Source organism: Paracoccus cavernae, assembly GCF_042430175.1.
Classification (GTDB): Bacteria; Pseudomonadota; Alphaproteobacteria; order Rhodobacterales; family Rhodobacteraceae; genus Paracoccus; species Paracoccus cavernae.
Window position 1 is genome coordinate 18,088 of sequence record NZ_JBHMDZ010000006.1, and the last position, 20,985, is coordinate 39,072.

The 20,985-nt window shown below is 62.5% G+C and carries 27 protein-coding genes and 2 tRNA genes; 15 read left to right on the plus strand and 14 right to left on the minus strand.

The genetic code is table 11. The annotated features are described in order from the left end of the window. The first annotated feature begins 273 nt into the window (after positions 1-273). The 9 genes from ACFFUC_RS06920 (at position 274) to ACFFUC_RS06960 (ending at position 5,283) form a co-directional block, all read left to right on the plus strand. Positions 274-696, plus strand: coding sequence for a hypothetical protein (locus ACFFUC_RS06920; RefSeq protein ID WP_377684801.1), 423 nt, complete (start codon positions 274-276; stop codon positions 694-696). After that, positions 693-914, plus strand: a complete 222-nt coding sequence (locus ACFFUC_RS06925; RefSeq protein WP_377684802.1) for a hypothetical protein — start codon at positions 693-695, stop codon at positions 912-914. The genes ACFFUC_RS06920 and ACFFUC_RS06925 overlap by 4 nt, the downstream gene beginning before the upstream one ends. Before the next feature lie 160 nt (positions 915-1,074). After that, positions 1,075-1,503, plus strand: a complete 429-nt coding sequence (locus ACFFUC_RS06930; RefSeq protein ID WP_377684803.1) for a beta-sandwich lipoprotein — start codon at positions 1,075-1,077, stop codon at positions 1,501-1,503. Between the two features lie 70 nt (positions 1,504-1,573). Then, entirely contained in the window at positions 1,574-1,900 is a 327-nt protein-coding gene (locus ACFFUC_RS06935) for a YfdP family phage-associated protein (protein WP_377684805.1), read from the plus strand. Positions 1,901-1,927: 27 nt separating this feature from the next. Further along, positions 1,928-2,782, plus strand: coding sequence for a YfdQ family protein (locus ACFFUC_RS06940; RefSeq protein WP_377684806.1), 855 nt, complete (start codon positions 1,928-1,930; stop codon positions 2,780-2,782). Positions 2,783-2,851: 69 nt separating this feature from the next. After that, positions 2,852-3,238 (plus strand): helix-turn-helix domain-containing protein, encoded by a 387-nt coding sequence (locus ACFFUC_RS06945; protein ID WP_377684807.1) that lies wholly within the window; start codon positions 2,852-2,854, stop codon positions 3,236-3,238. Further along, positions 3,235-3,507 carry a hypothetical protein gene (locus ACFFUC_RS06950; RefSeq protein ID WP_377684809.1) on the plus strand — a complete coding sequence of 91 codons (273 nt, stop codon included), beginning with the start codon at positions 3,235-3,237 and terminating at the stop codon, positions 3,505-3,507. The genes ACFFUC_RS06945 and ACFFUC_RS06950 overlap by 4 nt, the downstream gene beginning before the upstream one ends. Beyond that, positions 3,504-3,647, plus strand: a complete 144-nt coding sequence (locus ACFFUC_RS06955) for a hypothetical protein (RefSeq protein WP_377684811.1) — start codon at positions 3,504-3,506, stop codon at positions 3,645-3,647. Before ACFFUC_RS06950 ends, ACFFUC_RS06955 begins: the two co-directional genes overlap by 4 nt. Continuing rightward, positions 3,616-5,283 carry a recombinase family protein gene (locus tag ACFFUC_RS06960; protein WP_377685282.1) on the plus strand — a complete coding sequence of 556 codons (1,668 nt, stop codon included), beginning with the start codon at positions 3,616-3,618 and terminating at the stop codon, positions 5,281-5,283. Before ACFFUC_RS06955 ends, ACFFUC_RS06960 begins: the two co-directional genes overlap by 32 nt. Here the strand turns inward: ACFFUC_RS06960 and ACFFUC_RS06965 are convergent. Beyond that, positions 5,240-5,316: transfer RNA gene (locus tag ACFFUC_RS06965), tRNA-Met, on the minus strand. The genes ACFFUC_RS06960 and ACFFUC_RS06965 overlap by 44 nt on opposite strands. A 138-nt stretch (positions 5,317-5,454) precedes the next feature. Continuing rightward, entirely contained in the window at positions 5,455-6,780 is a 1,326-nt protein-coding gene (gene gltX / locus ACFFUC_RS06970) for a glutamate--tRNA ligase (protein WP_377684813.1), read from the minus strand. 77 nt (positions 6,781-6,857) lie between these two features. Between gltX and ACFFUC_RS06975 the strand changes: the two genes are divergently transcribed. Next, on the plus strand, positions 6,858-7,265 hold the full coding sequence (locus ACFFUC_RS06975) for a metallopeptidase family protein (RefSeq protein WP_377684815.1): 408 nt from the start codon (positions 6,858-6,860) through the stop codon (positions 7,263-7,265). An 85-nt stretch (positions 7,266-7,350) separates the two neighbouring features. Here the strand turns inward: ACFFUC_RS06975 and ACFFUC_RS06980 are convergent, their stop codons facing one another. From ACFFUC_RS06980 to rpmH, 10 genes are all read right to left on the minus strand, one after another. Further along, positions 7,351-7,869, minus strand: a complete 519-nt coding sequence (locus ACFFUC_RS06980) for a SixA phosphatase family protein (RefSeq protein WP_377684817.1) — start codon at positions 7,867-7,869, stop codon at positions 7,351-7,353. 100 nt (positions 7,870-7,969) lie between these two features. Continuing rightward, the gene (gene argB / locus ACFFUC_RS06985; RefSeq protein ID WP_377685283.1) at positions 7,970-8,869 is read right to left on the minus strand and encodes an acetylglutamate kinase; all 900 of its coding nucleotides are present in this window, start codon (positions 8,867-8,869) and stop codon (positions 7,970-7,972) included. 79 nt (positions 8,870-8,948) lie between these two features. Beyond that, the gene (gene yihA, locus ACFFUC_RS06990; RefSeq protein ID WP_377684819.1) at positions 8,949-9,599 is read right to left on the minus strand and encodes a ribosome biogenesis GTP-binding protein YihA/YsxC; all 651 of its coding nucleotides are present in this window, start codon (positions 9,597-9,599) and stop codon (positions 8,949-8,951) included. Continuing rightward, on the minus strand, positions 9,596-10,354 hold the full coding sequence (locus tag ACFFUC_RS06995; protein ID WP_377684821.1) for an MOSC domain-containing protein: 759 nt from the start codon (positions 10,352-10,354) through the stop codon (positions 9,596-9,598). Before ACFFUC_RS06995 ends, yihA begins: the two co-directional genes overlap by 4 nt. Continuing rightward, on the minus strand, positions 10,351-12,261 hold the full coding sequence (gene yidC / locus ACFFUC_RS07000) for a membrane protein insertase YidC (RefSeq protein ID WP_377684823.1): 1,911 nt from the start codon (positions 12,259-12,261) through the stop codon (positions 10,351-10,353). The genes ACFFUC_RS06995 and yidC overlap by 4 nt, the downstream gene beginning before the upstream one ends. Before the next feature lie 366 nt (positions 12,262-12,627). Next, entirely contained in the window at positions 12,628-13,908 is a 1,281-nt protein-coding gene (locus ACFFUC_RS07005) for an EAL domain-containing protein (RefSeq protein ID WP_377684824.1), read from the minus strand. Positions 13,909-13,975: 67 nt separating this feature from the next. Then, entirely contained in the window at positions 13,976-14,926 is a 951-nt protein-coding gene (gene ttcA / locus ACFFUC_RS07010; protein WP_377684826.1) for a tRNA 2-thiocytidine(32) synthetase TtcA, read from the minus strand. Positions 14,927-14,980: 54 nt separating this feature from the next. Next, positions 14,981-15,238, minus strand: coding sequence for a membrane protein insertion efficiency factor YidD (yidD, locus tag ACFFUC_RS07015; RefSeq protein ID WP_377684828.1), 258 nt, complete (start codon positions 15,236-15,238; stop codon positions 14,981-14,983). After that, entirely contained in the window at positions 15,235-15,771 is a 537-nt protein-coding gene (gene rnpA, locus ACFFUC_RS07020) for a ribonuclease P protein component (protein ID WP_377685285.1), read from the minus strand. Before rnpA ends, yidD begins: the two co-directional genes overlap by 4 nt. A 35-nt stretch (positions 15,772-15,806) precedes the next feature. Continuing rightward, positions 15,807-15,944, minus strand: coding sequence for a 50S ribosomal protein L34 (gene rpmH, locus ACFFUC_RS07025; RefSeq protein WP_036742148.1), 138 nt, complete (start codon positions 15,942-15,944; stop codon positions 15,807-15,809). Positions 15,945-16,242: 298 nt separating this feature from the next. On the opposite strand from rpmH, the gene ACFFUC_RS07030 reads away from it, so the two are divergent. Together ACFFUC_RS07030 and ACFFUC_RS07035 are read left to right on the plus strand one after the other, a co-directional pair. After that, positions 16,243-17,673: a sensor histidine kinase gene (locus ACFFUC_RS07030; RefSeq protein ID WP_377684830.1), complete on the plus strand. Its 1,431-nt coding sequence runs from the start codon at positions 16,243-16,245 to the stop codon at positions 17,671-17,673. 76 nt (positions 17,674-17,749) lie between these two features. Continuing rightward, a tRNA-Arg gene (locus ACFFUC_RS07035) sits at positions 17,750-17,826 on the plus strand. Between the two features lie 72 nt (positions 17,827-17,898). On the opposite strand, the gene ACFFUC_RS07040 is transcribed toward ACFFUC_RS07035, so the two are convergent. Next, on the minus strand, positions 17,899-18,222 hold the full coding sequence (locus ACFFUC_RS07040) for a low molecular weight protein tyrosine phosphatase family protein (protein ID WP_377684832.1): 324 nt from the start codon (positions 18,220-18,222) through the stop codon (positions 17,899-17,901). 58 nt (positions 18,223-18,280) lie between these two features. Next, complete coding sequence (locus ACFFUC_RS07045) at positions 18,281-18,727, minus strand: GNAT family N-acetyltransferase (protein ID WP_377684834.1); 447 nt, start codon at positions 18,725-18,727, stop codon at positions 18,281-18,283. 392 nt (positions 18,728-19,119) lie between these two features. Between ACFFUC_RS07045 and ACFFUC_RS07050 the strand changes: the two genes are divergently transcribed. The 3 genes from ACFFUC_RS07050 (at position 19,120) to ACFFUC_RS07060 (ending at position 20,985) form a co-directional block, all read left to right on the plus strand. Next, on the plus strand, positions 19,120-19,821 hold the full coding sequence (locus ACFFUC_RS07050) for a DUF2711 family protein (protein WP_377684836.1): 702 nt from the start codon (positions 19,120-19,122) through the stop codon (positions 19,819-19,821). A gap of 179 nt (positions 19,822-20,000) precedes the next feature. Continuing rightward, entirely contained in the window at positions 20,001-20,411 is a 411-nt protein-coding gene (locus ACFFUC_RS07055) for a GNAT family N-acetyltransferase (protein WP_377684838.1), read from the plus strand. Between the two features lie 142 nt (positions 20,412-20,553). After that, a complete protein-coding gene (locus ACFFUC_RS07060; protein ID WP_377685287.1) occupies positions 20,554-20,985 on the plus strand; it encodes a GFA family protein in 432 nt (143 codons plus the stop codon).

The window sequence follows — 20,985 nt, forward strand, 5'->3', positions numbered from 1 at the left end:
CAACCCGCCCGATACGGGCGGGAGGCGGCAGTCAACCCAAGGTCGCGCTGCGCACACAGGGGCAAGACCTCCACAACCGACCCTTTCCACAAAATTCCCTTGATCGCTTAGACCCGATTTGAGGGCGAGAATCGGTGCCGCCCTCTGATTACTTCTACTCCGAACTGGCTCCACCTAGCGCCAAGAATACCCCATCCGCATATTTATGCTTGACCCGTATATACGTGAAGCGCATAAATGCTCCATCCCGACCTTTCCGGATGGAGCCCGCCCATGCACATTCCCACAGTCCTTTCCGTCAAAGACGCGGACGATCGGCGTCCCGCACCGCGCTTTTATGCGCGTGCTGACATCCGCGACCTTTCCCGCGCCGAGACTCTGCGCAGCCCGCAGTCCGGCAGCGATCTGTTCCGCACAAGCGACCGCGCGATGGCCGCAGACTATGCAGAGCTCAACAGCCCGTGGGCCGATCTAGAGGCGCGGGAAGGTCGTGCTCGCTGCCTGCGCCTCATAGTGAGGATTTCCTTGATCGTCGGGACAATTGCGGCCTGCATGATCATCGGTGCGATCATCGCCCTGACGATAGGCGCTATGCAGACAGCAGGCCTTGCCGACAACATTCTCAGTTTTGCCGCACCGACCACGCTGGAAAGCCAGTCACGCTCTATCGAACAGCTGGTCGGGGGCGCGCGGTGAAGTCGGTCCGCTTCCACCTCGTTATTCCGCACGGGTCGAACCGCGCGCTGATGTTGAGCGAAGCGGAGTTCGCGCGGTTTTTTGACAATCGCAATCCGCAGGACTGGTCCAAGCCCGTCACGCTGTTCGCAGCGGATCGCCCAGAGCCTCTGACCGCCGAGGTTCAGGCCATGCTTGACCACCCGCAACGTATCTGCCGCGCTCCCGCGTCAAACTGAGCGCGGCAGAGCCGCCGGAGTGGCAGCCTCCGGCGGCGCAAAGACCCCGCTGCGCGCTCCTCCATCAGTGCAGCGGGCAGCCCCCGAGGATGGGTGGCCTCGGGGGCACCCTCACCCAGATCCGCGTCCGGCGGCACCGGACATTCGCTAGGACAGAACCATGAAGCGCCTGCTTTTGATACCCGCCCTCTGCCTGCCCCTCATGGCTGGCTCCTGTGAAGACGACGCCACTATCGCGGCTCGCAACGTGAGCAAGGCCGCCGACAACTTTGAGATCAGTCGCCGCGTCGTGTTCTTCAACGGCATCACCGACAAATACATCCTGACGGTAGAGGGGTTCTGCTCGATGGACCTGAATGCAGCCGGAAACGCTTTCAACGTGATCTGCAAAACGGGACCGAGCGAATACAAGCGCCACAGTCTGGTCCTGTCCGACAATACCAGCGCATTCGTCGAGCAGCTCGATGCTGCCAAGGTCAGCGCCTACCACTACCGCGTCACCTTCAAGCCGCAAGCAATCATCCCGGACATCGATTTTCGCGGTGATCTTGGCGACCTCACGACCAATAGCAACCAACTGATGCAGTGACGCTCCGGTGACCGGCCCCGCGCGGGCCGGCATCCCTCCACCTTTCACAACCTGAACAGAGGCAACCGCCATGGCGCGCAACGAACTCAACTTCCTCGAATTCATTCAGAGCTTTCGCCGTGGCGAACTTCTGGAGACCGGAGACCACAAGCTCTCCGAGCTGATCGAGGCAATCCGCGAAACCGGTAATGGCGGCAGCCTGACCATGAAGGTCGGCATCAAGGTCAACAAAGCCGGCCAGCTCGAGGTCGTACCCGACATCTCGATCAAGAAGCCGACCCGCAGCATGGGCACCGGCATTTACTTCGCCACCGATGACGGCCGCCTCACCCGTCGCGATCCCAACCAAATGGACTTCGAAGACGAGCTCGAGCGCCGCCGCGCGATCGACGCCTAACCCTTCCTCAACCCGAAAGGACCAACCATGCCTCAAAGCACCGAACAATTCGGCCAAGTCGCCGCCCTTGCCGCGGATCCGCGCAGCACGTTCGAAACCGTTCTCGAGGCCGCGCGCGTCGCATCGCCTACGATCGTCGGCCAGGACGGCCGAGAGTACGCTGCTCTGCCGAACAGCTTCACGCTGCGCGACATTTCCGACCCGAACCGGCTCCCCTCGCGCGTCCAGCAAGCGGTGACGGTCGATGATCGCGCGTCGCTCTCCGCCTATGCCAACCGCTTCAAATCCGACCGTTCGGTCATCATCGCGGATTTCGACGCGCTCACTGTCTCGGCCCGCCTCGACTGGCACGAGCACAACCTCGGCGCGGCCTTTCCCGCCTCTGGCCACAACACCCACGCCGCCACGTTGAAACTGCGCCCCTCGGAAGAGTTCGCCCGGTGGGATGCGATGGAAGGCAAGATCCACCCGCAAGACGAGTTCGCCCGCTTCCTCGAAGAGAACAGCGTCGACATCGGCCATCCCGAAGCGGCAACCATGATCGAGATCAGCCGCGACTTTGAGGCCACGGTCGGACAAACCTACAAATCCGCCCTGCGCCTGGACAACGGTGACCGCAAGCTGGTCTTCGAGACCGATACTAAGGTCCAGAACGGCGTCGTGATCCCCGAGAAGTTCACGCTCTCCATCCCGATCTACAACGGCGAACAGCCGGAAGAGCTGAGCTGCTTGTTCCGCTGGCGCGCCATGGGCGGCGGCGCGGTCGGCCTCGGCTTCCAGTGGCACCGCGTCGAATACCAGCGCCGCGCACACTTCCTTCAGATCGCCGCCACGGCAGCCGAGGAAACCGGCCTTCCGTTCTACATGGGGCGCTTCGCCTGATTCCCAAACGACCCTCTGGTGTCCGGCCCCGCGCGGGCCGGCATCCCGAGCGCCAAGAAAGGACACCTCATGAAAAAGCTTGCCCCGCCTGCGCACATCTTTGGGCCGATGCCAAACGATGCACCTGACGACCTCAAGCTGGAGCGCGCGAAGTGGATCGCAGCGCAAGCTTCCGCTGGCTATTCCACGCGCCAGATCGCGACCGCGCTGAACATCAGCCCCACTACCGTTCGCGGTGCCGGCGCGGTCGGCCGCGAGCTCGCGCCCGCCAAGCAAGCGATCGGCCTGCCTAGAGCAAGCTGGGAGGACCTGCACCCTGCCCCGCGCCACGAAACCGAGCCGCGATTCTCCTTGGTGCGCACACCGCCGACCGAGCACCCGAACCGGACCGATCAGGTGATCGGCTTTATCCGCCAGATCCACGCTGAATTCATGGCTGCAGAGGCCAAGGCATGACCATCAGCACCCATCGCGGCATCACCATCGTGGAAAGCGACCATCCGAGCGGCGCGCGCACCTGGGCACATGAGGAGAGCGGATCGGGCGGCATCGCCCACACCCACGAAGAGGTGATCCGGCAGATCAGCCGCTTCTTGGGGCCGGATCCGGCATGCGCGCTGTGTCGCGGGCATGAAACGGAAGACTGGGCCTGCCTGGGGATCGTACCTTGCTCGGTCTGCTTTCCGGAGGATCCGGTGGACGAGGACAAGAGGAGGGTTGGGTGATGGGAATGCAAAAGGCAGCCACCGTTAGCCCTGAAGATCGCGAGATTATCGATCAGAGCTTTCGCGAGCTGATCATCAAGCTTGCCCGCCGCCGCGCATGGGAGGACCATGTCTCTGCACTCGAGACGCGAAGGAACTAACCCAGTGATCCGCAAAGCCGTCGGCTATAGCCGCTATTCGACCGACCTTCAGAACGAAAGGTCGATCGAGGACCAAGAGGCGCTTATCCGCAAATACGCCTCCATCAATGACTTGGCGCTCGATCGGCTCTACTCTGATGCTGCACAATCAGGGGCATCTATCCTTGGCCGTGACAGCCTGCTTCAGCTCTTGGCCGATGCGAAGACCGGCGCGTTCGACGTGGTGATTGTCGAGGAGCTCGACCGCCTTTCGCGCGACATGGAGGACCTTGCGGGCATCCACAAGCGCCTGTCATTTGCTGGCGTCGAGATCATGGCCGTGCATGAAGGCGTTGCTTCGACCGTCACGGTCGGCCTGCGCGGATTGGTCGGCCAGCTTTTTCGGGAAGACAACGCACGCAAGATCCGCCGCGGCTTAAGCGGTCGCGTGAGCCAAGGCCTTTCGGCCGGTGGCCGCGCGTTCGGTTACCGCCCCCACCCAAGTGAAAAGGGGCGCCTGATCATTCAGGACGACGAGGCCGAGATCATTCGCAGGATCTTCCGAGAGTTTTCCGAGGGCCGATCGCCGATCGACATCGCCATCAACCTGACGCGGGACGGCTGTCCAATGCCCAGATCAGCCAAAGCATGGCAATCGAGCACGATCTACGGCTGGGCCGAGCGCAGGTCGGGCATCCTGCGCAATGACCTCTATGCAGGCAAAATCGTCTGGAACAAGTCCAAGATGGTCAAAGACCCCGAAACCGGCAGAAGGGTTTCGCGACCGAATCCGCCGAGCGACTGGCAAACCAAGGAAGCCCCCGACCTGCGCATCATCGATCAGGATCTATGGGAGCGGGTTCAGGTCATGGTTGAACCACGGCAAGGCGCGACCCAGTCTGATCGCGCGAAGATGCGCCGCCCAGTCAGGCCGCTGTCGGGCCTTCTGCGGTGTGGTTCGTGCGGCGGCGGCATGTCGGCAAAGGGAAAAGACAAAAGCGGGCGCACCCGTATTGAGTGCACCCGCCATTCCCTAAGCCGGAGCTGCCCTGCCCCGCGCACATGGTATCTGGATCTTGTAGAGGAAGCCGTCATCGGCCTGCTGCGCAAGGAGCTGGACAAGCCCGACCTGCTGAAGCTTTACGTCACCGAATACAATCGCGCGCGTGCGGAGTTCGCAGCGGCAAATGGCCAGCGCAGAAGCAAGCTCGAGCGCCGTGTCCAGCAGCTTGATTCCGAAATTTCTCGCCTTGTCCAATTTGTGACCCGCGGGATCGGCGATACCGACAGGATTGCGAAAGAATACGAAGCGCGATGCGCCGAACTAGCTGACGCAAAGCTTGAGCTGTCGCTTGAGCCTTCGCCGCTCAATGCCGTGTCACTGCATCCCATGGCCGTGGACGGCTATCGCAAGGACCTCATGGCACTCGCGCCAATCATGGGCGCAGACCATAGCGGCGGATCAGCAAACTTTGCAGAAACTCTGCGAAAGCTTATCGAATCCGTAACGGTGACCGAAAGAGAGACAGGACAAATGGAAGTCGTTGTAACCGGCCGACTAAGGGCCCTGATCGACGCCCCACGGATGTCCAGAAAGACATCGGGGGGGACGATGGTAGCGGAGGAGGGATTTGAACCCCCGACACAAGGATTATGATTCCTCTGCTCTAACCAACTGAGCTACTCCGCCACAGAGTGAGCGCGGTTTAAAACGAGGAGCGGGGGGCGTCAAGCGGATAATCGAAGAATTTTCGCGATTGCAGAAAACAAACGCCCACATCCTTGTTTTATCAAAGAAAAAGGGGTGCTTCCGCACCCCTTCCGCAACTTATGCCTTGGCTTTGATGACTTGCAGCAGCGGCATGACATCGGACATGTCCGGCCCGTGGGCCTGTCCGGTCAGCGCCTTGCGCAAAGGCATGAACAGCCCCTTGCCCTTGCGGCCCGTCGCCTCCTTGACGGCGCTGGTAAAGCTCGACCAGCTCGTCTCGTCATAGGGCGGCGGCGGCAGGAGCGTCATGGCCTGCGCGATGAATTCGGCATCCTCGGGGTCGATCTCGGGCTCGGCGCCCTCGTGGAAGATCGTCCACCAGCCGCCGAGATCCTCGAGCTTGGTGATGTTTTGCGAGGCGACGCGCCAGAAGCGCTCGGCCAGATCCGCCGGCACACCAAGTGCCGCGATGCGGTCCTGCACCTCGGTGAAGGGACGCGCCTGGTTGGCTTCGCGGGTCAGCGGCAGAAGCTCCTCGGGGTCGAATTTCGTGGGCGAGGCCCCGAATTGCGCCAGATCGAAGCCCTCCGCGATCTCCTCGAGCGACATGCGCAGTTCCATCGGCTTCGACGAGCCCAGACGCGCCATCATCGACAGCAGGGCCTCGGGGGCGATGCCGTTCTCGCGCATTTCGCGGATCGACAGCGCGCCAAGGCGTTTCGACAGTTCTTCGCCATGCGCACCGGTCAGCAGGCTGTGGTGGGCAAAACTGGGAGGCGTGCCGCCGATCGCGCGGATGATCTGGATCTGGGTCGCGGTATTGGTGACGTGGTCGGCACCGCGCACGATATCGGTCACGCCCATATCGACGTCGTCGACGACCGAGGCGAAGGTGTAAAGCACCTGCCCGTCGGCGCGGATCAGCACCGGATCGGACACGCTGGCCGCATCGATCGAGATGTCGCCCAGAATGCCGTCATGCCATTCGATGCGCTCGTGATCGAGCTGGAAGCGCCAGTAACCGTTGCGGCCCTCGGCGCGCAGCTTTTCCTTGTCCTCGGCCGACAAATGCAGACCGGCGCGGTCATAGACCGGCGGCTTGCCCATATTGAGCTGCTTCTTGCGCTTGAGGTCCAGCTCGGTCGGCGATTCGAAGACCTCGTAAAGGCGGTTCGAGGCGCGAAGCTGGTCGGCGACTTCGGCATAGCGGTCGAAGCGGTCGGACTGGCGCTCGAGCCGGTCCCAGGTCAGCCCGAGCCATTCGAGGTCGCGCTTGATGCCGTCGGCATATTCTTCTTTCGACCGCTCGCGGTCGGTGTCATCCAGTCGCAGGATGAAGGTTCCGCCCGACTTGCGCGCGATGAGATAGTTCATCAAAGCGGTGCGCAGGTTGCCGACGTGGATGTGGCCGGTGGGCGAAGGGGCGAAACGGGTGGTTGTCATGGCGGTCTCCTGTCTGCTTCGCTCTTTCACAATGGGGCCATTTTGTCCATATCTAGGGCAAATTGCGGGAGAAAAGCATGACTGATTGGACAACATCGACAGCGCCGGATCTGGCCGCGATCGAAACCCTCGCCCGCGAGGTCATCGCAGGCTTTCCGCCAGAGCTTTCCGGCCATGCCGAGATGGTGGTTCTGCGCGTCGAAGAGCTTGCATCGGACGAATTTCTTGAGGAATTGGAGATCCATGACCCGCTCGAGCTGACCGGCCTTTATGACGGCATCCCGATGACCGAGAAATCGGCCAGCGAGCCGCAGTCCTTCCCCGACCGCGTCTGGCTGTTTCGCCGCGCGATTCTGGACGAATGGGCCAGTCGCGGAGATGTGACACTCGGCGCGCTGGTCTCGAATGTGGTCGTCCACGAATTCGCCCATCACTTCGGCTGGTCGGACGAGGATATTGCGACCATCGACCGCTGGTGGGAATAAGCGTCAGCAAAAGCGGGCAACCGCAATGGAAAAGGGCGCGGAAATCCGCGCCCTTTTCGTTGACCGTAATGCCCGGAGGCCGCGTTTAAGAGCGGCCGTCGAAGCGCACGAAATCCAGAACGCCGCCGGTTTTCGGCTGCACATCGGCCCAGCTGCCGATCTGGAAATCGATGACCAAAGTCGCCGCCGTCGGGTAGCGGCGGAATTCGGGATCGAGCATCGCGCGCGCCGGCAGCATCTCTGCCAGCTCGGCAATGCCCGGATTATGGCCGACCAGCATCACGGTCGGGGCCGAGGCCGTGCGCAAAACGCCAAGCATCTGCTCGGGGCTCGCGTGATAAAGGCCGCGTTCGTGACGCACGTTCGGGCGTACCTCGAGCGGGGCGGCAAAGACGGTATCCCAGGTTTCGCGGGTGCGCATCGCGGTCGAGCAAAGCACCTCTTCGGGCTCGTAGCCGCGGCTTGCCAGCCAATCGCCAAGCTCGCGCGCCGAGCGGCGGCCGCGGTCGTTCAGGGGGCGGTCGTGATCCTCTTGCGCCGGATCGTCCCAGGAAGATTTTGCGTGACGCGTCAGGATCAGCCGACGGTATCCAATGGGAGTCATGATACCCCTTACCCGCTCAAATAATATAAACTGAAGCCTGCCACAGCATTTGGCGCTGCGGCAAGCCCTGTCTCAACTGGATGGAGAATCTTTGCCGGCCTTACAGCCCGCTGTCGCCCTGACGCAAACCGCGCGGTTTGACACGCGGCGTCGAGCTGCGGATCAGGCTGCCCGCCCCATGTTCGGTGAAAAGCTCGAGCAGAGAGGCATTGGGCACGCGGCCGTCAAGAATGACGACGGCGCGCACGCCCTCCTGCAGGGCCTTCAGCGCGGTTTCGGTCTTGGGGATCATCCCGCCCGCGATCGTGCCGTCGGCGATCATGTCGCGGACCTGGTCGGGATGCATCGCCGTCAGAACCTCGCCATTGGCATCCTTGACGCCGGCAACATCGGTCAAAAGCAGCAGGCGGTCGGCGCGCAGGGCGCCCGCGATCGCACCGGCAGCGGTATCGCCGTTGACGTTGAAGGTCTCGTTGTCTGCCATGCCTGTCGCGACCGGCGCGATGACCGGAATGAGATTGGCATTATAGAGATCGCGGATGATCTGGACGTTCATCTCGACCGGCTTGCCGACGAAGCCCAGCTCCGGATCATCGGCCTCGCAGACCAACAGGTCGTCGTCTTTGCCCGAGATCCCGACCGCGCGGCCGCCGGCGTCGTTGATCGCCTGGACGATGCGCTTGTTCACCAGACCCGACAGAACCATTTCGACGACCTGAACCGTCTCCTTGGTGGTGACGCGCTTGCCGCGCACGAAATGCGATTCGATCCCGAGCTTGTCGAGCATCTCGTTGATCATCGGACCGCCGCCGTGAACCACGACCGGATTGATGCCGACCTGCTTCATCAGCACGATGTCGCGCGCGAATTCGGCCATTGCCTCGTCGTCGCCCATCGCATTGCCGCCGAATTTCACCACGACAACCGCACCCGAATAGCGCTGCATATAGGGCAGTGCTTCGGACAAGGTGCGGGCTGTGGCGGACCAGTCTCGGTTCATATCTTGCTTTCTCATTCTCGTGTCCCTGCGCGTCGGGGCAAACCCTAAGACCAGAGTTTCCCCCCGTCCAGACCGGCCCTTAGCTCAGGCCGGCAATGATCGCCCGCAACGTGGCGATGCCGTGGCCTTTGTCCGAGGAGGTCGCGACCAGCTCGGGATAGGCGGCGGGGTGCTTTTGCAAGGCTTCCTCGACCTGCGCGATGACCTGCGTCAGGGCCTGGGAGCTAATCTTGTCGGTCTTGGTCAGCACGACCTGAAACGGCACTGCCGAACGGTCGAGCAGCTTCATGATCTCGTGGTCGACCTCTTTGACGCCGTGGCGCGAATCGATCAGCGCGAAGGCGCGGCGCAAGGTCGGACGACCGGCGAGGTAGTTCTTCAGCAGCGCCTGCCATTTCGCGACGACCGCAACCGGTGCCTTGGCGAAACCATAGCCCGGAAGGTCGACCATATAGGAATGCTCGCCAAGCGCGAAATAGTTGATCTCCTGCGTGCGGCCGGGCGTGTTCGAGGCGCGGGCCAGACCGTTGCGGCCGGTCAGCGCGTTGATCAGGCTCGATTTGCCGACATTCGAGCGGCCGGCAAAGCAGACCTCGGGGCGGTCCGCCGGCGGCAGACCGTTCATCGCGACCACGCCTTTGACGAAATCGACCGGTCCGGCAAAGAGCAAACGCCCCTTTTCGGAGGCTTCGTGTTCGGGTTCGGGAGCCAGGGGGAAGGAGACTTTCACAGCACCACCTCATCGCCAATGCGGACGGTGCCGCCGGTTACAACTTGAGCATAGACCCCGAAATCGCGATGGCCGAACAGCTTTTGCAGCGTCGCGGGCATGTCGAGGTCGAGTTTGCCGGTCTCGGTATTCGCGGAGGTGGCAGGGCAGCGCGTGATCGGCTCGACCACACGCAACTCGGCACCGCCGATGGTCAGGATGCGGCCGATGATGCCGCGCTCGGCCTCGGGCTTCCAACCGTCGATCCACAGGTTGCCGCGCCAGCGGTCGGTGCCGATGGCAAGGCCGGTCTCGCGCTCGACGACATCAAGCGTGGCGCGCGACAGGATCGAGACATAGGGCTGGCTCACATCCGCCCAGGCCGTGGTCGCGCGCACCAGCCGCGTCGGCGCGGGGAAGTTCGCTGGCCAAAGCGGGCGGACCCATTCGGCAAGCGCGTCGCCTTGGGTTTCGGGATCGATGTGCAGATCGGACAGTTCGGGATGGCTCAGCGTGATCATCCGCCCCGGCTCGGGCGTGCCCCAGCCACCGGAAACCGCTTGAAGCGGCGCGGCCTTGGCGCCTTGAAGGAAGCACGATTTGGGCAGCCAACGCGCCGGATCGACGGCGGCGTGACGCTCGCCACCTTCATGAAGAAGCGCCCAAAGCCGGTCTCCCGGCAAAGGGCGCGACGCCTGAAGCGTGACCTCCGCGATCCGCTCGCCCCCGATCGACTTGATCGGGTGGCGGCGGATCAAAGAGAGGGTTGCCGTCATTTTCCCTTGCCTTTGCCCGGCTTGCTCTCGGCTTTGGACGGGCGTTTCGACATGCCTGCCTTGATGTTGCCGAAAATGTCGGGGCGATGGCCGTGCATCGACATGATCGTGTACTGCTGGATGATCGTGATCGTGTTGTTCGCGATCCAGTAGAGCACGAGACCCGAGGCAAAGCCGCCGAGCATCAGCATGAAGATCCACGGCATCCAGGCGAAGATCATCTTCTGCGCCGGATCGGCGGGTGCCGGATTGAGCTTTTGCTGCATCCACATCGAGATCCCGAGCACGATCGCAAGGACCGGCAGCGAGAAGGAATGCAGCATCGAGCCCTGCCCCGGAGCCGCCCAGGGCAGCAGGCCGAAGATGTTCCACAGGCTGGTCGGATCGGGTGCCGAAAGGTCGTGGATCCAGCCGAGCCACGGTGCGTGACGCAGTTCGATCGTGACGAAGATCACCTTGTAGAGCGAGAAGAAGATCGGGATCTGCAACAGAACCGGAAGACAGCCCGCAGCGGGGTTCACCTTCTGGGTCTTGTAAAGCTCCATGATCTCTTTTTGGTATTTCATGCGGTCGTCGCCGGTCCGCGCCTTGATGGCCTCCATCTCCGGCTGCAGTTCCTTCATCTTCGCCATGGAGATGTAGGATTTGCGGGCCAGCGGGAAGACGATCATCTTGAGGATGACGGTCAGCGCGATGATCGACCAGCCCATGTTGCCGATCATGCCGTGCAGCCAATGGAGCAGGCGGAAGATCGGCTTGGTCAGGAAGTAGAACCAACCCCAGTCGATCGAATCGACGAAGCCCTGAATGCCGGGGGTGTCCTGATAGCCGTTGATGGTTTCCCAGACTTTTGCACCGGCAAAGAGATAGCTCGAGCTGCTGGCATTCGCGCCCGGAGCAACGGTAACCATCGGCATGCGGGCTTCGGTCTGGTAGATATCGGCGCCCGGCGCGTATTTCACGACCGCGGTAAAGGCGGTGCCCGGCGCGGGGGCCAGCGTGGTCATCCAGTATTTGTCGGTAAAGCCGATCCAGCCGTTTTCGGTCACATTGATGACCTCGGCCGGACCTTCGCCGTTGATCGGCGACAGCTCGGTGATCTTGTTGTACTTCAGCTCGAGCAGCGAGCCGTCGGTCATGCCGACCGCGCCTTCATGCAGCACGAAGTAGTTCTGGGTATCGGGTTTGCCGTGACGGGCCAGAATGCCGTAGGGCGCGGCAGAGAATGCCGCATCGCCCTTGTTCTCGATCGATTGGGTGACCGTGAACAGGAACTTGTCATCGAGTTCGAAAATGCGGCGGAAGGTCTGGCCTGCGCCGTTGTCCCAAACCAGCGTAACCGGATTGCCCGGCGAAAGCGTCTCGCCGCTTTCGAGCTGCCAGATGGTGGCGGGGCTCGGCACCAGCGCCGGATCGGTACCCGCAGCAGCCATCCAGCCGTAGACGGCGTAATAGGGCTTCTGGATCGTCAGGCCGGAATTGGCACCGGGAGCAGCCGGCGAACCGACAGCCGCGAGATCAAGCCCTGCCGTCGGCGAAAGCAGCCGTACGAAGGGCGAATTCTCGTCGAGCGTCTCGCGGTAGCCGATCAGCTCGAGATCGTCGACGCGACCGCCGGCCAACGAGATCGAGCCCTTGAGTGCGGGCGAGGAAATGCCGACCCGCGCCGCGCTTGCGGAAGGATCGTTCGACGCCTGCGCAGCGCCTGCCGCCAATTCGGGGGCTGCGCCGGCCGTAGCCCCGCCTGCCGCATTCGGCAGCGCCGGAGCGGCCGGCATGCCTTCGGTCTGGCTAACCGCGGCCGGAGTTTCGGGGGCGGGCTGTGATGGGAAAAAGATCGCCCAGCCGATCATGACAAGTGCGGAAAGCACCATCGCCAGGATCATGTTGCGGTTGTTGTCATTCATGCAATCGCGTCCTTCACCGATCAACTTCCGTCGCGTACCGCGCCGCTTCAACAGAACCGACCGGCAAAGGTCAAGGGAATTTGCCCAAATGACGCCCGCGAGCCCGCAATTTCGCGTATAACCGGCGATTGATCGAGGACGACGACAGCGCGACGCGGTACGAAGGATCCGCGCTGCAGGACAGCATTGCCGGCTTCGTGTTCCGCGTGTTGCGGGAGCCTCCGAAAGCCCGTCTGGTCTGCACCTGCTTGCGCCCCCTTTGTTCGTCATGACGAGCGCCGGCCCCGCTCCAGCCCCGCGCACGATCCCGAGGCGCTGATGCGGACACAAGCCAAGGACCAGACACCGTGCCCGCCCTGTGCGCGCTTAGCCCGCGCGGCGCAGCGGGCTTGCGAGGACTGCTTTGCGGTCGCATTCCTCGAGATAACCCGGCATGAGATCGGCCGGCAAAGCGCGCGCAACGGCGCGGCCCTGAACTTCGGCGACACCGATCTGCGCGAGATAGGCGTGCTCGCCCTGTGTCGAGACCTGCTCGGCGACTGCCGACAAGCCAAGATGCTCGGCCAGCGCCATGATCGCCAGAATCATCCGCTGCTGCTCGGGCGAGCGGTCGCAATCGACGACGAAGGCCTCTCCCAAACGGAGTCTCGTCGGGCTGAAGCGGCGCAATCCGGCAAGCGACGGCCCGTCGACTCCCAGATCGATCAGCTCGATCACGCAGCCCGCAGCAGCAAGCCGGTCGAGATTATGGGCCGCATTGCTGGGTCCTGCCGCCAGATCGAGCGCCTTCGCGACGGCGATGACCAGCCGCAGGGGCGGGACATCCTGACGGTCGAGCTCCCACAGCAGGAAATCGGCCAGCTCGCCCTGACGCAAATGCTCGGCCTCGAGGCGGAGCGTCAGGTGATCAACCCCGATCGCGCGCCGGTCCCATTGGCGCAGGGCCGCGAGCCCCTGTGCCAGAGCCGCCTTGACCAGAACCACCCGTTCATCGGGATCGAGGAGGGATGCGAACTCCGCAGCGGTCAGCAGGCCGAGTTCGGGGTGCCGCAGCCTCGGCTCCAGTTCGACCCCGATCACGGTGCCGGTATCGGTGCATAATTGCGGCAAAAACCACGTTTCGACGCGGTCCGGCGTAAAGACCGGTGCCAGAATGGCCGCATGCTCGGCCCCGCTTGCGTGATAGGTTCCGATCACGAGCCCGCCCGCGCCGCTTCCACCGAGTTTGCTTGCGAAAGCGTGGAGCTGCTCGACGGAGGCGCCTTGCGCGGGGTCGCGCACGAGGATCGCCGTGACTGCGGGCACAACACGGCCGCTGCGGATCCGGAGGCCGGAATGCAGCGACGCCTGAAGCCGCAGCACCCTGCGCCGCAAGCGGGGCAGCGAGACGTCGGGCAGGAAAAGGCACAGATCCCCCGCCCCGTCGGCCCTCACATCGGGCGCGGAGCCCGGTTCGCTGCCGAGGATCTGCGAACTCAGCTGCATGATCCGGCCCATCAGCTCGGCCATGCCGGCCATGCCGAGGCTTCGCCGCAATTCGGCCGCATTCTCGATCCGCAGAACCAGAGCCGTTCGCTCCCGTCCGGAACGCAACATTGTCGCCATGATCGCCACGGCAGCCATGACCGCCGCACTGGCGATGAACATCCATTCCATCCCGTCACCCGAATCGTCCCGTACAAGGCGATCCTGCCGCAGACAGGTTGGCGTTCGGTTAATGTTCGCGCAGTTTCGGAACCGAATCCGCCTTTTCTTCGGCAGGCCTCGGATCGAGTGCCGAAAAATCGAAGAGATTGGGGTCGGGCAGATGCGAGGGACGCACATTCATCAGCGCGCGGAACATCACCTGACGGCGCCCCGGCGCGCGGCTCTCCCATTCGTCGAGCAGCTTCTTGACCTGCACGCGCTGGAGCCCCTCCTGACTGCCGCAGAGATCGCAGGGGATCACCGGATAAGCCATGGCGCGGGTGAATTTCTCGCAATCTGCCTCGGCGACGAAGGCCAGCGGACGCAACACGTTCAGATCGCCCTCTTCATTCAGCAGCTTCGGCGGCATGGCCGCAAGGCGACCGCCGTGGAACATGTTCATGAAGAAGGTTTCCAGAATGTCGTCGCGGTGATGGCCCAAAACCACGGCCGAACAGCCCTCTTCGCGCGCGATGCGGTAGAGATTGCCGCGACGCAGGCGCGAGCAGAGCGCGCAATAGGTCCGCCCCGCAGGCACCTTTTCCTTCACGATGGAATAGGTGTCCTGATATTCGATCCGGTGCGGGACGCCGCGCTCCGACAGAAACTTCGGCAGAACCGTCGCGGGGAAGTTCGGCTGGCCCTGATCGAGGTTGCAGGCCAGCAGCTCGACCGGCAGAAGGCCGCGCCACTTCAGCTCGTGGAGCACCGCGAGCATCGTATAGCTGTCCTTGCCGCCCGAAAGGCAGACCAGCCATTTGTCGCCTGGACGCACCATGTCATAGGTTTCGATCGCGGCGCGGACCTCGCGCACAAGGCGTTTGCGTAGCTTGCGGAACTCGGTCGAATGCGGCGCGCCCTCGAAAAGCGGATGGATCTCGCCCTCGCCCTCGGGAAGATCGGGACCGTCAAGCTCGGCCGCTTCCAGCGCCTCGTCGTCGAGGATCTGTGCGGTTTTGATCGGGTCAGGAGCGTTCATGGCAATCCCTCGGAGGTTCGGGCAGCAATCCAGATGGCGGTTCGAATTGGCGGGTCAGGTCGGATCGGAAGGGGCGCGGGCCTCGGGATCGGTGCCCGGCACCGGATCATAGCCCTGCCCGCCCCAAGGATGGCAGCGGCAGATCCGACGCGCCGTCAGCCAGCCGCCACGCAGCCCGCCGTGATGCTCGAGCGCGCCGAGCGCATAGGCCGAACAGGTCGGCTGGAAGCGGCAACCATGGCCGACCCAAGGGCTTGCAACCAGACGATAGGCCCGCACAGGCAGAGCCAGCACACGGGCCAGAGGCGTCATGGCTTTGTGCCCTGCTGCGGTCCGGCGGCCGCTTCGGGTTTGGGCACATCGGACTTGGGCGCGGCAGGCTTGCCCGAGGGCGCTTTGGGAGCATGGACGCGGGCAATCGCCTCGGCCAGATCCTGTTTCAGCGCGGTGAAATCGCGGCTGACCGTCGCATTGGGACGACCGACCAGAACGTAATCCCAGCCCTGACGGCCCAAAGCGGGCATGATCTCGCGGACCAAGGCACGCAGACGGCGCTTGGCACGGTTGCGGACCACCGCATTGCCGATCTTTTTCGAGCAGGTATAGCCGACGCGGATCAAATCGGGCGCGGCCTCGGCCTCGGCACGCCTGCGCGCCTGAAGCAGAAAGCCCGCCGTCCCCTGCCGGCGTGCCGAAGCGGCCCGCAGGAAATCGGGACGGTTGCGCAGCGTTTCGATCTGCGGCTCGCGGCTGGTGCGCGGGGCATCATCCGCAATAGCGAATGCCGCCGCAGCCATAGCCTTCGGCGGAACCTCGCGGTTTGCGTCAGGCGGCAACGACGGCATTGGCATTGGCCTTTCTTACGCCCGAAGGCGCAATCTTATGCCGACAGGCTCTTGCGGCCTTTGGCGCGACGTGCGTTCAGCACGCGACGGCCACCTTTGGTTGCCATGCGCGCGCGGAAGCCGTGACGACGGGCGCGAACCAGGTTCGACGGCTGGAAGGTGCGTTTCGACATCGTTCAAACTCCGGGGGTCGGGGCGCGAGACATAATGGGACTCCCCACGAGCATGCGCCGGTCTATTCGAGGCTCGCTGGATAGTCGGCGGATTTACCCGAGTCAACCCGACTCCGCCCCGAATACCCGACTTTCTCGTGGTATTTCGCGTCAATCCCGACAAAACCGCCCCTCTTTATGGCAAGAGACCGCCTGTCATGGAACCCGAAAGCGCTCACGCTTGTTTGAACTGCACGCGATGAGGGCTTATGTCCTTGGAGCGTCGCCGGAAGTTGCGGCAAAAGAACAATAGGTAGCAATGTCGCTGAACTCCCTCTCGGGTCGATTTGCGCTCCTTACGGGCGTTTTCGTGCTTTTGGCCGAACTGCTCATTATTTTTCCGTCGATTTCGAACTATCGTCTCAATGCACTGGAATCGCGGCTCGAGCGGGCGCAGATCGCCAGCCTCGCCCTGCTCGCGACCGACGATTCGCTGGCGAGCGACCTCGAATCCGAGCTGTTGCAGAACGCGGGCGTCTTCAACGTCGTCTTGCGCCGCAACGATATCCGGCAGCTGGTGCTGTCCTCGCCCATCCCCGGCCCGATCGCCGAGACCTATGACCTGCGCGAGCAGCCCTTCTGGACCGCAATCCATGATGCAGTGGTGCAGGTCGCCACCCCCGAGAATCGCGTCATCCGCGTTATCGGCGCGCCGGTGAAGCAGGCGGGCCAGCTGATCGAGATCACGATGGATACGGCCGGACTTCGCCGCGAGATGATTGATTACGGGCTCAGGATGCTTCTGATCTCGGCCGCTTTCTCGGTCATGACGGCGATTTTGCTCAACCTTGTGGCCCAAAGGATGCTGCTGGTGCCGATCCGCCGCGTGATCCGGCACATGACGGCCTATGCGAGCGCCCCCGAGGATGTCCGCGCCATCATCACCCCCACCGCCCGCCTCAAGGAGCTGAACGAAGCCGAGGTGGCGCTTGCCGCGATGCAGCGCACCGTGACCTCGGCGCTCAAACAAAAGGCGCGGCTGGCGCAGCTTGGCCAGGCCGTGGCGCGAATCAGTCACGATCTGCGCAACATGCTCACCACCGCCCAGCTTTTCGCCGACCGTCTGGAAAGCAGCGCCGATCCCGGCGTGCGCCGCGCCGCGCCCAAGCTGGTGAATTCGATCACCCGCGCGGTGAACCTGTGCGAGACCACTTTGGCCTTCGGCAAATCCGAAGAGCCCGCCCCCATCCTGTCACGCTTCAACCTCGCCTCTCTCGTGGCCGAGGTGATCGAGGCCGAATCGCTGACCCTTGCCCAGATCGACGGCAAACCCTCGGTCGAGTTTCTCGCCGAAGTGCCGGGCAATCTCATGATTCGCGCCGACCGCGACCAGATCTACCGCGTGCTGGGCAATCTGGTGCGCAACGCCCGTCAGGCGCTTGAGGGCACCGGCCGGCCGGGCACGATCGAGATTTCGGGTGGCGAGGACGACCACGACTGGTGGCTCAGGATCGGCGACACCGGCCCCGGTCTGCCGCAAAAGACCCGCGAATTCCTGTTCCAGCCTTTCAGCGGCGCCTCGCGCAAGGGCGGTACGGGACTTGGCCTCGCGATTGCCGCCGATCTTGTGCGCAACCACGGCGGCGCGCTGGTGCTGGTGCGCAGCGACGACGAGGGCACCGAGTTCCGCCTGACCCTGCCCCGCGAACTGGCCGGAATCCGCGCCCCCGAGGCCGAGCTTGCCGATTGATCGTCAAGAAAAAGCCACATAGCGTCGCTTTCACCCTTGCGGGCCCCCGCAACTCTCTCTAGATCACCCCTCACACGGACCCATAGCTCAGCTGGATAGAGCACCAGACTACGAATCTGGGGGTCGGGCGTTCGAATCGCTCTGGGTCCGCCACTTTCCCCTTCATATCGCGTGATGGATGTTTCCGGCTTTTGGTCGGTCCTAGGTCATGAATGCTTTGAGTCGTTAGCGGACAATTCGCGCCAATCGTGCGGTCAGAAGTTCGACCAACTCTAGCTGCATGAACTCAAAGCTGTCCGGTATATCCAGGCAAACCAACCGCTTCGCTTTGAGATGTGTTTTCATTTGGCGTGTGAGGCGCGAAAGATGAGCCTTCTCCATGACCACGATCATGTCGGCCCAGTGCAAATGCTCAGCAGAAATGCGTTCGTCAGCATCAGCACTCAACCCCGCAAAGTCAGTTGAGTGACCAAGAAGCTCTGCCGCGACTGCTGCCGCAGTTGGGCTTCTTTTACGGGCTTTGCCACAAACGAACAGGATGTTGCTCATTATCCCTGTATCGCCCAACAATCGTCATGTTGCTAGTCTCAACGACCGCTTCGTTTGCTTAGCCGCCGTTCCAGCAATAGTATGTAATTGGATGGCCTGCACGTGGATGCAGGCTCTCGCGCTCCAGAGTAAGCCCCTCGCGTTCGTAGAAACGCCGCGCCCGCGCATTCTTGGTGGTGGTGAACAATGTGAACCCGTCCTGCATGACGCTCTTGGCATGGTCCAGCAACCGCTTCCCCAATCCGCACCCCAAATGTGACGGACTGACGAAAAGCTCAGCAAGATAATTTTCCGCGGGCCTCAGGGCAACGAACCCAGCTATTTCGCCTCCGGCAACCGCCACCGTCACCGACCAGCCCGAGGCCAGCTCTTCGTCTACACGCGCTCGGAGGACTTCATAGGACGGCATCTGGGGCGGCCCGACATCGGGCAAGCTAGCGCTTGTATGCCAGATTTTTGCAATCTGGTCGCGTTCCTCTTCTCTGGCGCCGCGCAGTTCAAACAAAGGTTTTGATCCTTGGATAGCCGGTTTCATATAGCGGTAATTCCTCGATCAAGCGACGACAGGGGTGAATGATAACCGGTCATGCCGAAAGTGCTAACGGCAGCTTTGTCCCACAATGCAGACGCTTCACCTGCGGCTCTGTAAAGCAGCTTTGCTCGACGATTGGGGTGGAGGTCACTGCCCCTGCCGTCCGTCAGGCGCAGAAAATCTTCGCTTCGCCTCTCGGAATCTCCGAAATCCGACGCCCCCATCGCCAGCCCGAGAGTGCCGGCTTTTGTCGGCATTTTCTCCCAGCCCCATTGGCATCGGTGGTCATTCCATTGCCGCGCAGATCCGTCGCGATCATTGACCGGACGAACGTCGCAGGTCAGCCTGCTTCCAAAGGAGCCGCGATGCCCATACCTTCCTACTCATACCCGCCGCGCGATGAGGTGCCTTATCTCGACTGGTTCGGCCCGCATTTCCAATCGGTTTTCGTCGCCTTGAACCCTTTCATCAAAATTCATGGCGGGGAACCGTTCCGGAACAGCAATTGGACACCGCCCGAAATCGTGGCTCGGGCCAAAAGAAGCGGGAAAGAATGCGCAGTCACTTGGGCGGAGGTCGCAACGCTGTGCGGGTTCGAAACAATTGCGGTCGTCAATCAGGCGCTCCGCCTAACCGGCTCGAAGCGTATCGCACCCGAATATGCCTCGGTGAAGAGCACCGAGCTGCTGCTGAAACATTGTCGAGAGGGTCATCTGTATCCGCCCGATGAGGGGCGGCCATCCTCCCCGTTCGAGTGCTTTTTCAGCGATTTTGCCACCGCTGCCGGCCAACATACCGTCCTCGCTGGAGACGGCCATCCGGCGAGGCGAGAGCAACTACCGATCCCGAATCTCGCTGATCCCGAACAGATCAACGAATTCTCGGAGTTCGCCGCATTGGACGGTTCCTTCTACGCTGCGATCTACACGGATTACCACTATTGGCTCGTCTGCCAAACTGCTGGATCGCTTTCCAAGGCCCGGCCAGAGGCCTTCTTCGAAGGCTTTTATGCAAATGCCGCGACAAACGACTTCTGGGGTATCGGGAACGACAAGCGGGGGGAATGATAGTTTCGTCCGCCCAGCAATCCGCTCATCAGACTCATCACGCTCAAGGCGCGCGGGCCACGAAGTCTTACCAGCCAGCCCCCGTTGGCCGTTCGGCCCGAGGCGGCTTATCGATGTTTCGAGCGCAGCCTCCATTGCATCGCCCTCCGCCAAGCACGATGCTGGCTTGGGGAGGGCCCATGCGACCGGAGACCATCATCAGATCTTGCGAAATACGCGATTATCCCGCGCTCAAAAGCTTCGACGAGTTCATGGGCGATCGCCGCATCGACATGCAGCAGGGCAGCCTCCTGGTTGCCGCGCTCGACGATGCGGTCATTGGCTATGTCAAAGTAGCGCCCTCAGAATTTATGGGTTGGCCGCTTCTTTCGATCCTGTGCGTGGCCCCCTCGTCACGAAGGCAGGGCGTTGGCCGGGCGCTGGTGGAGGGGGCAAAGTCCTGCCCTCGGTGGCTGCGTCTTTACGCCTCCACCGAAAGCTCCAACCTTGCGATGCGGGCCTTGCTGCAACGCTGCGGCGCCCACGAAATCGGCTTTTCGGACGATCTCAATATTTCGGGAGAGCGCGAAACCCTTTTCAGGCTGAAGTAGCGGGGAAGACTATGCGCAGCACTCCACCGCTCCGACGGCGAGCGCCAAGCCAGGGCCAAGATCCCCTTGGCCATTGCGGGCAGAGGTCTCTTGGCTAAGATCATCTCAGCTTCGGCATCATGAGGTAGCTCCGGTGACGCATATGCATGGCCTCCACAATGCCGCCTGTCATTGCAGGGCCGTGACGTTTACCGTGCGGCTGATCGGAAATCCCGCCGAGGTGAGCCGATGCTCATGCTCGCTTTGCAGCATGAGAGGCGCCGTCACCGCCTCTGCCAAGATCGAGGATCTGACATTCCTGACAGGCGAAGGAAACCTCGGGCTGTACCAATTCCATACGAGAACGGCGAAGCACTATTTCTGCAAAACATGCGGCATCTATACGCATCATCGGCGCCGATCCAATCCGGCACATTACGGGATCAATGTTGCCTGCCTCGAAAACGTCAGCCCGTTTGATTTTCGCGAGGTTCCGGTTTGGGACGGAACGCGGCATTCGGCCGACACCCGCGAAAAGGACGAATTGGCAGGCGTACTGAGATTCTGCCCGACGCAAACGCCATCTGCTTCCTGA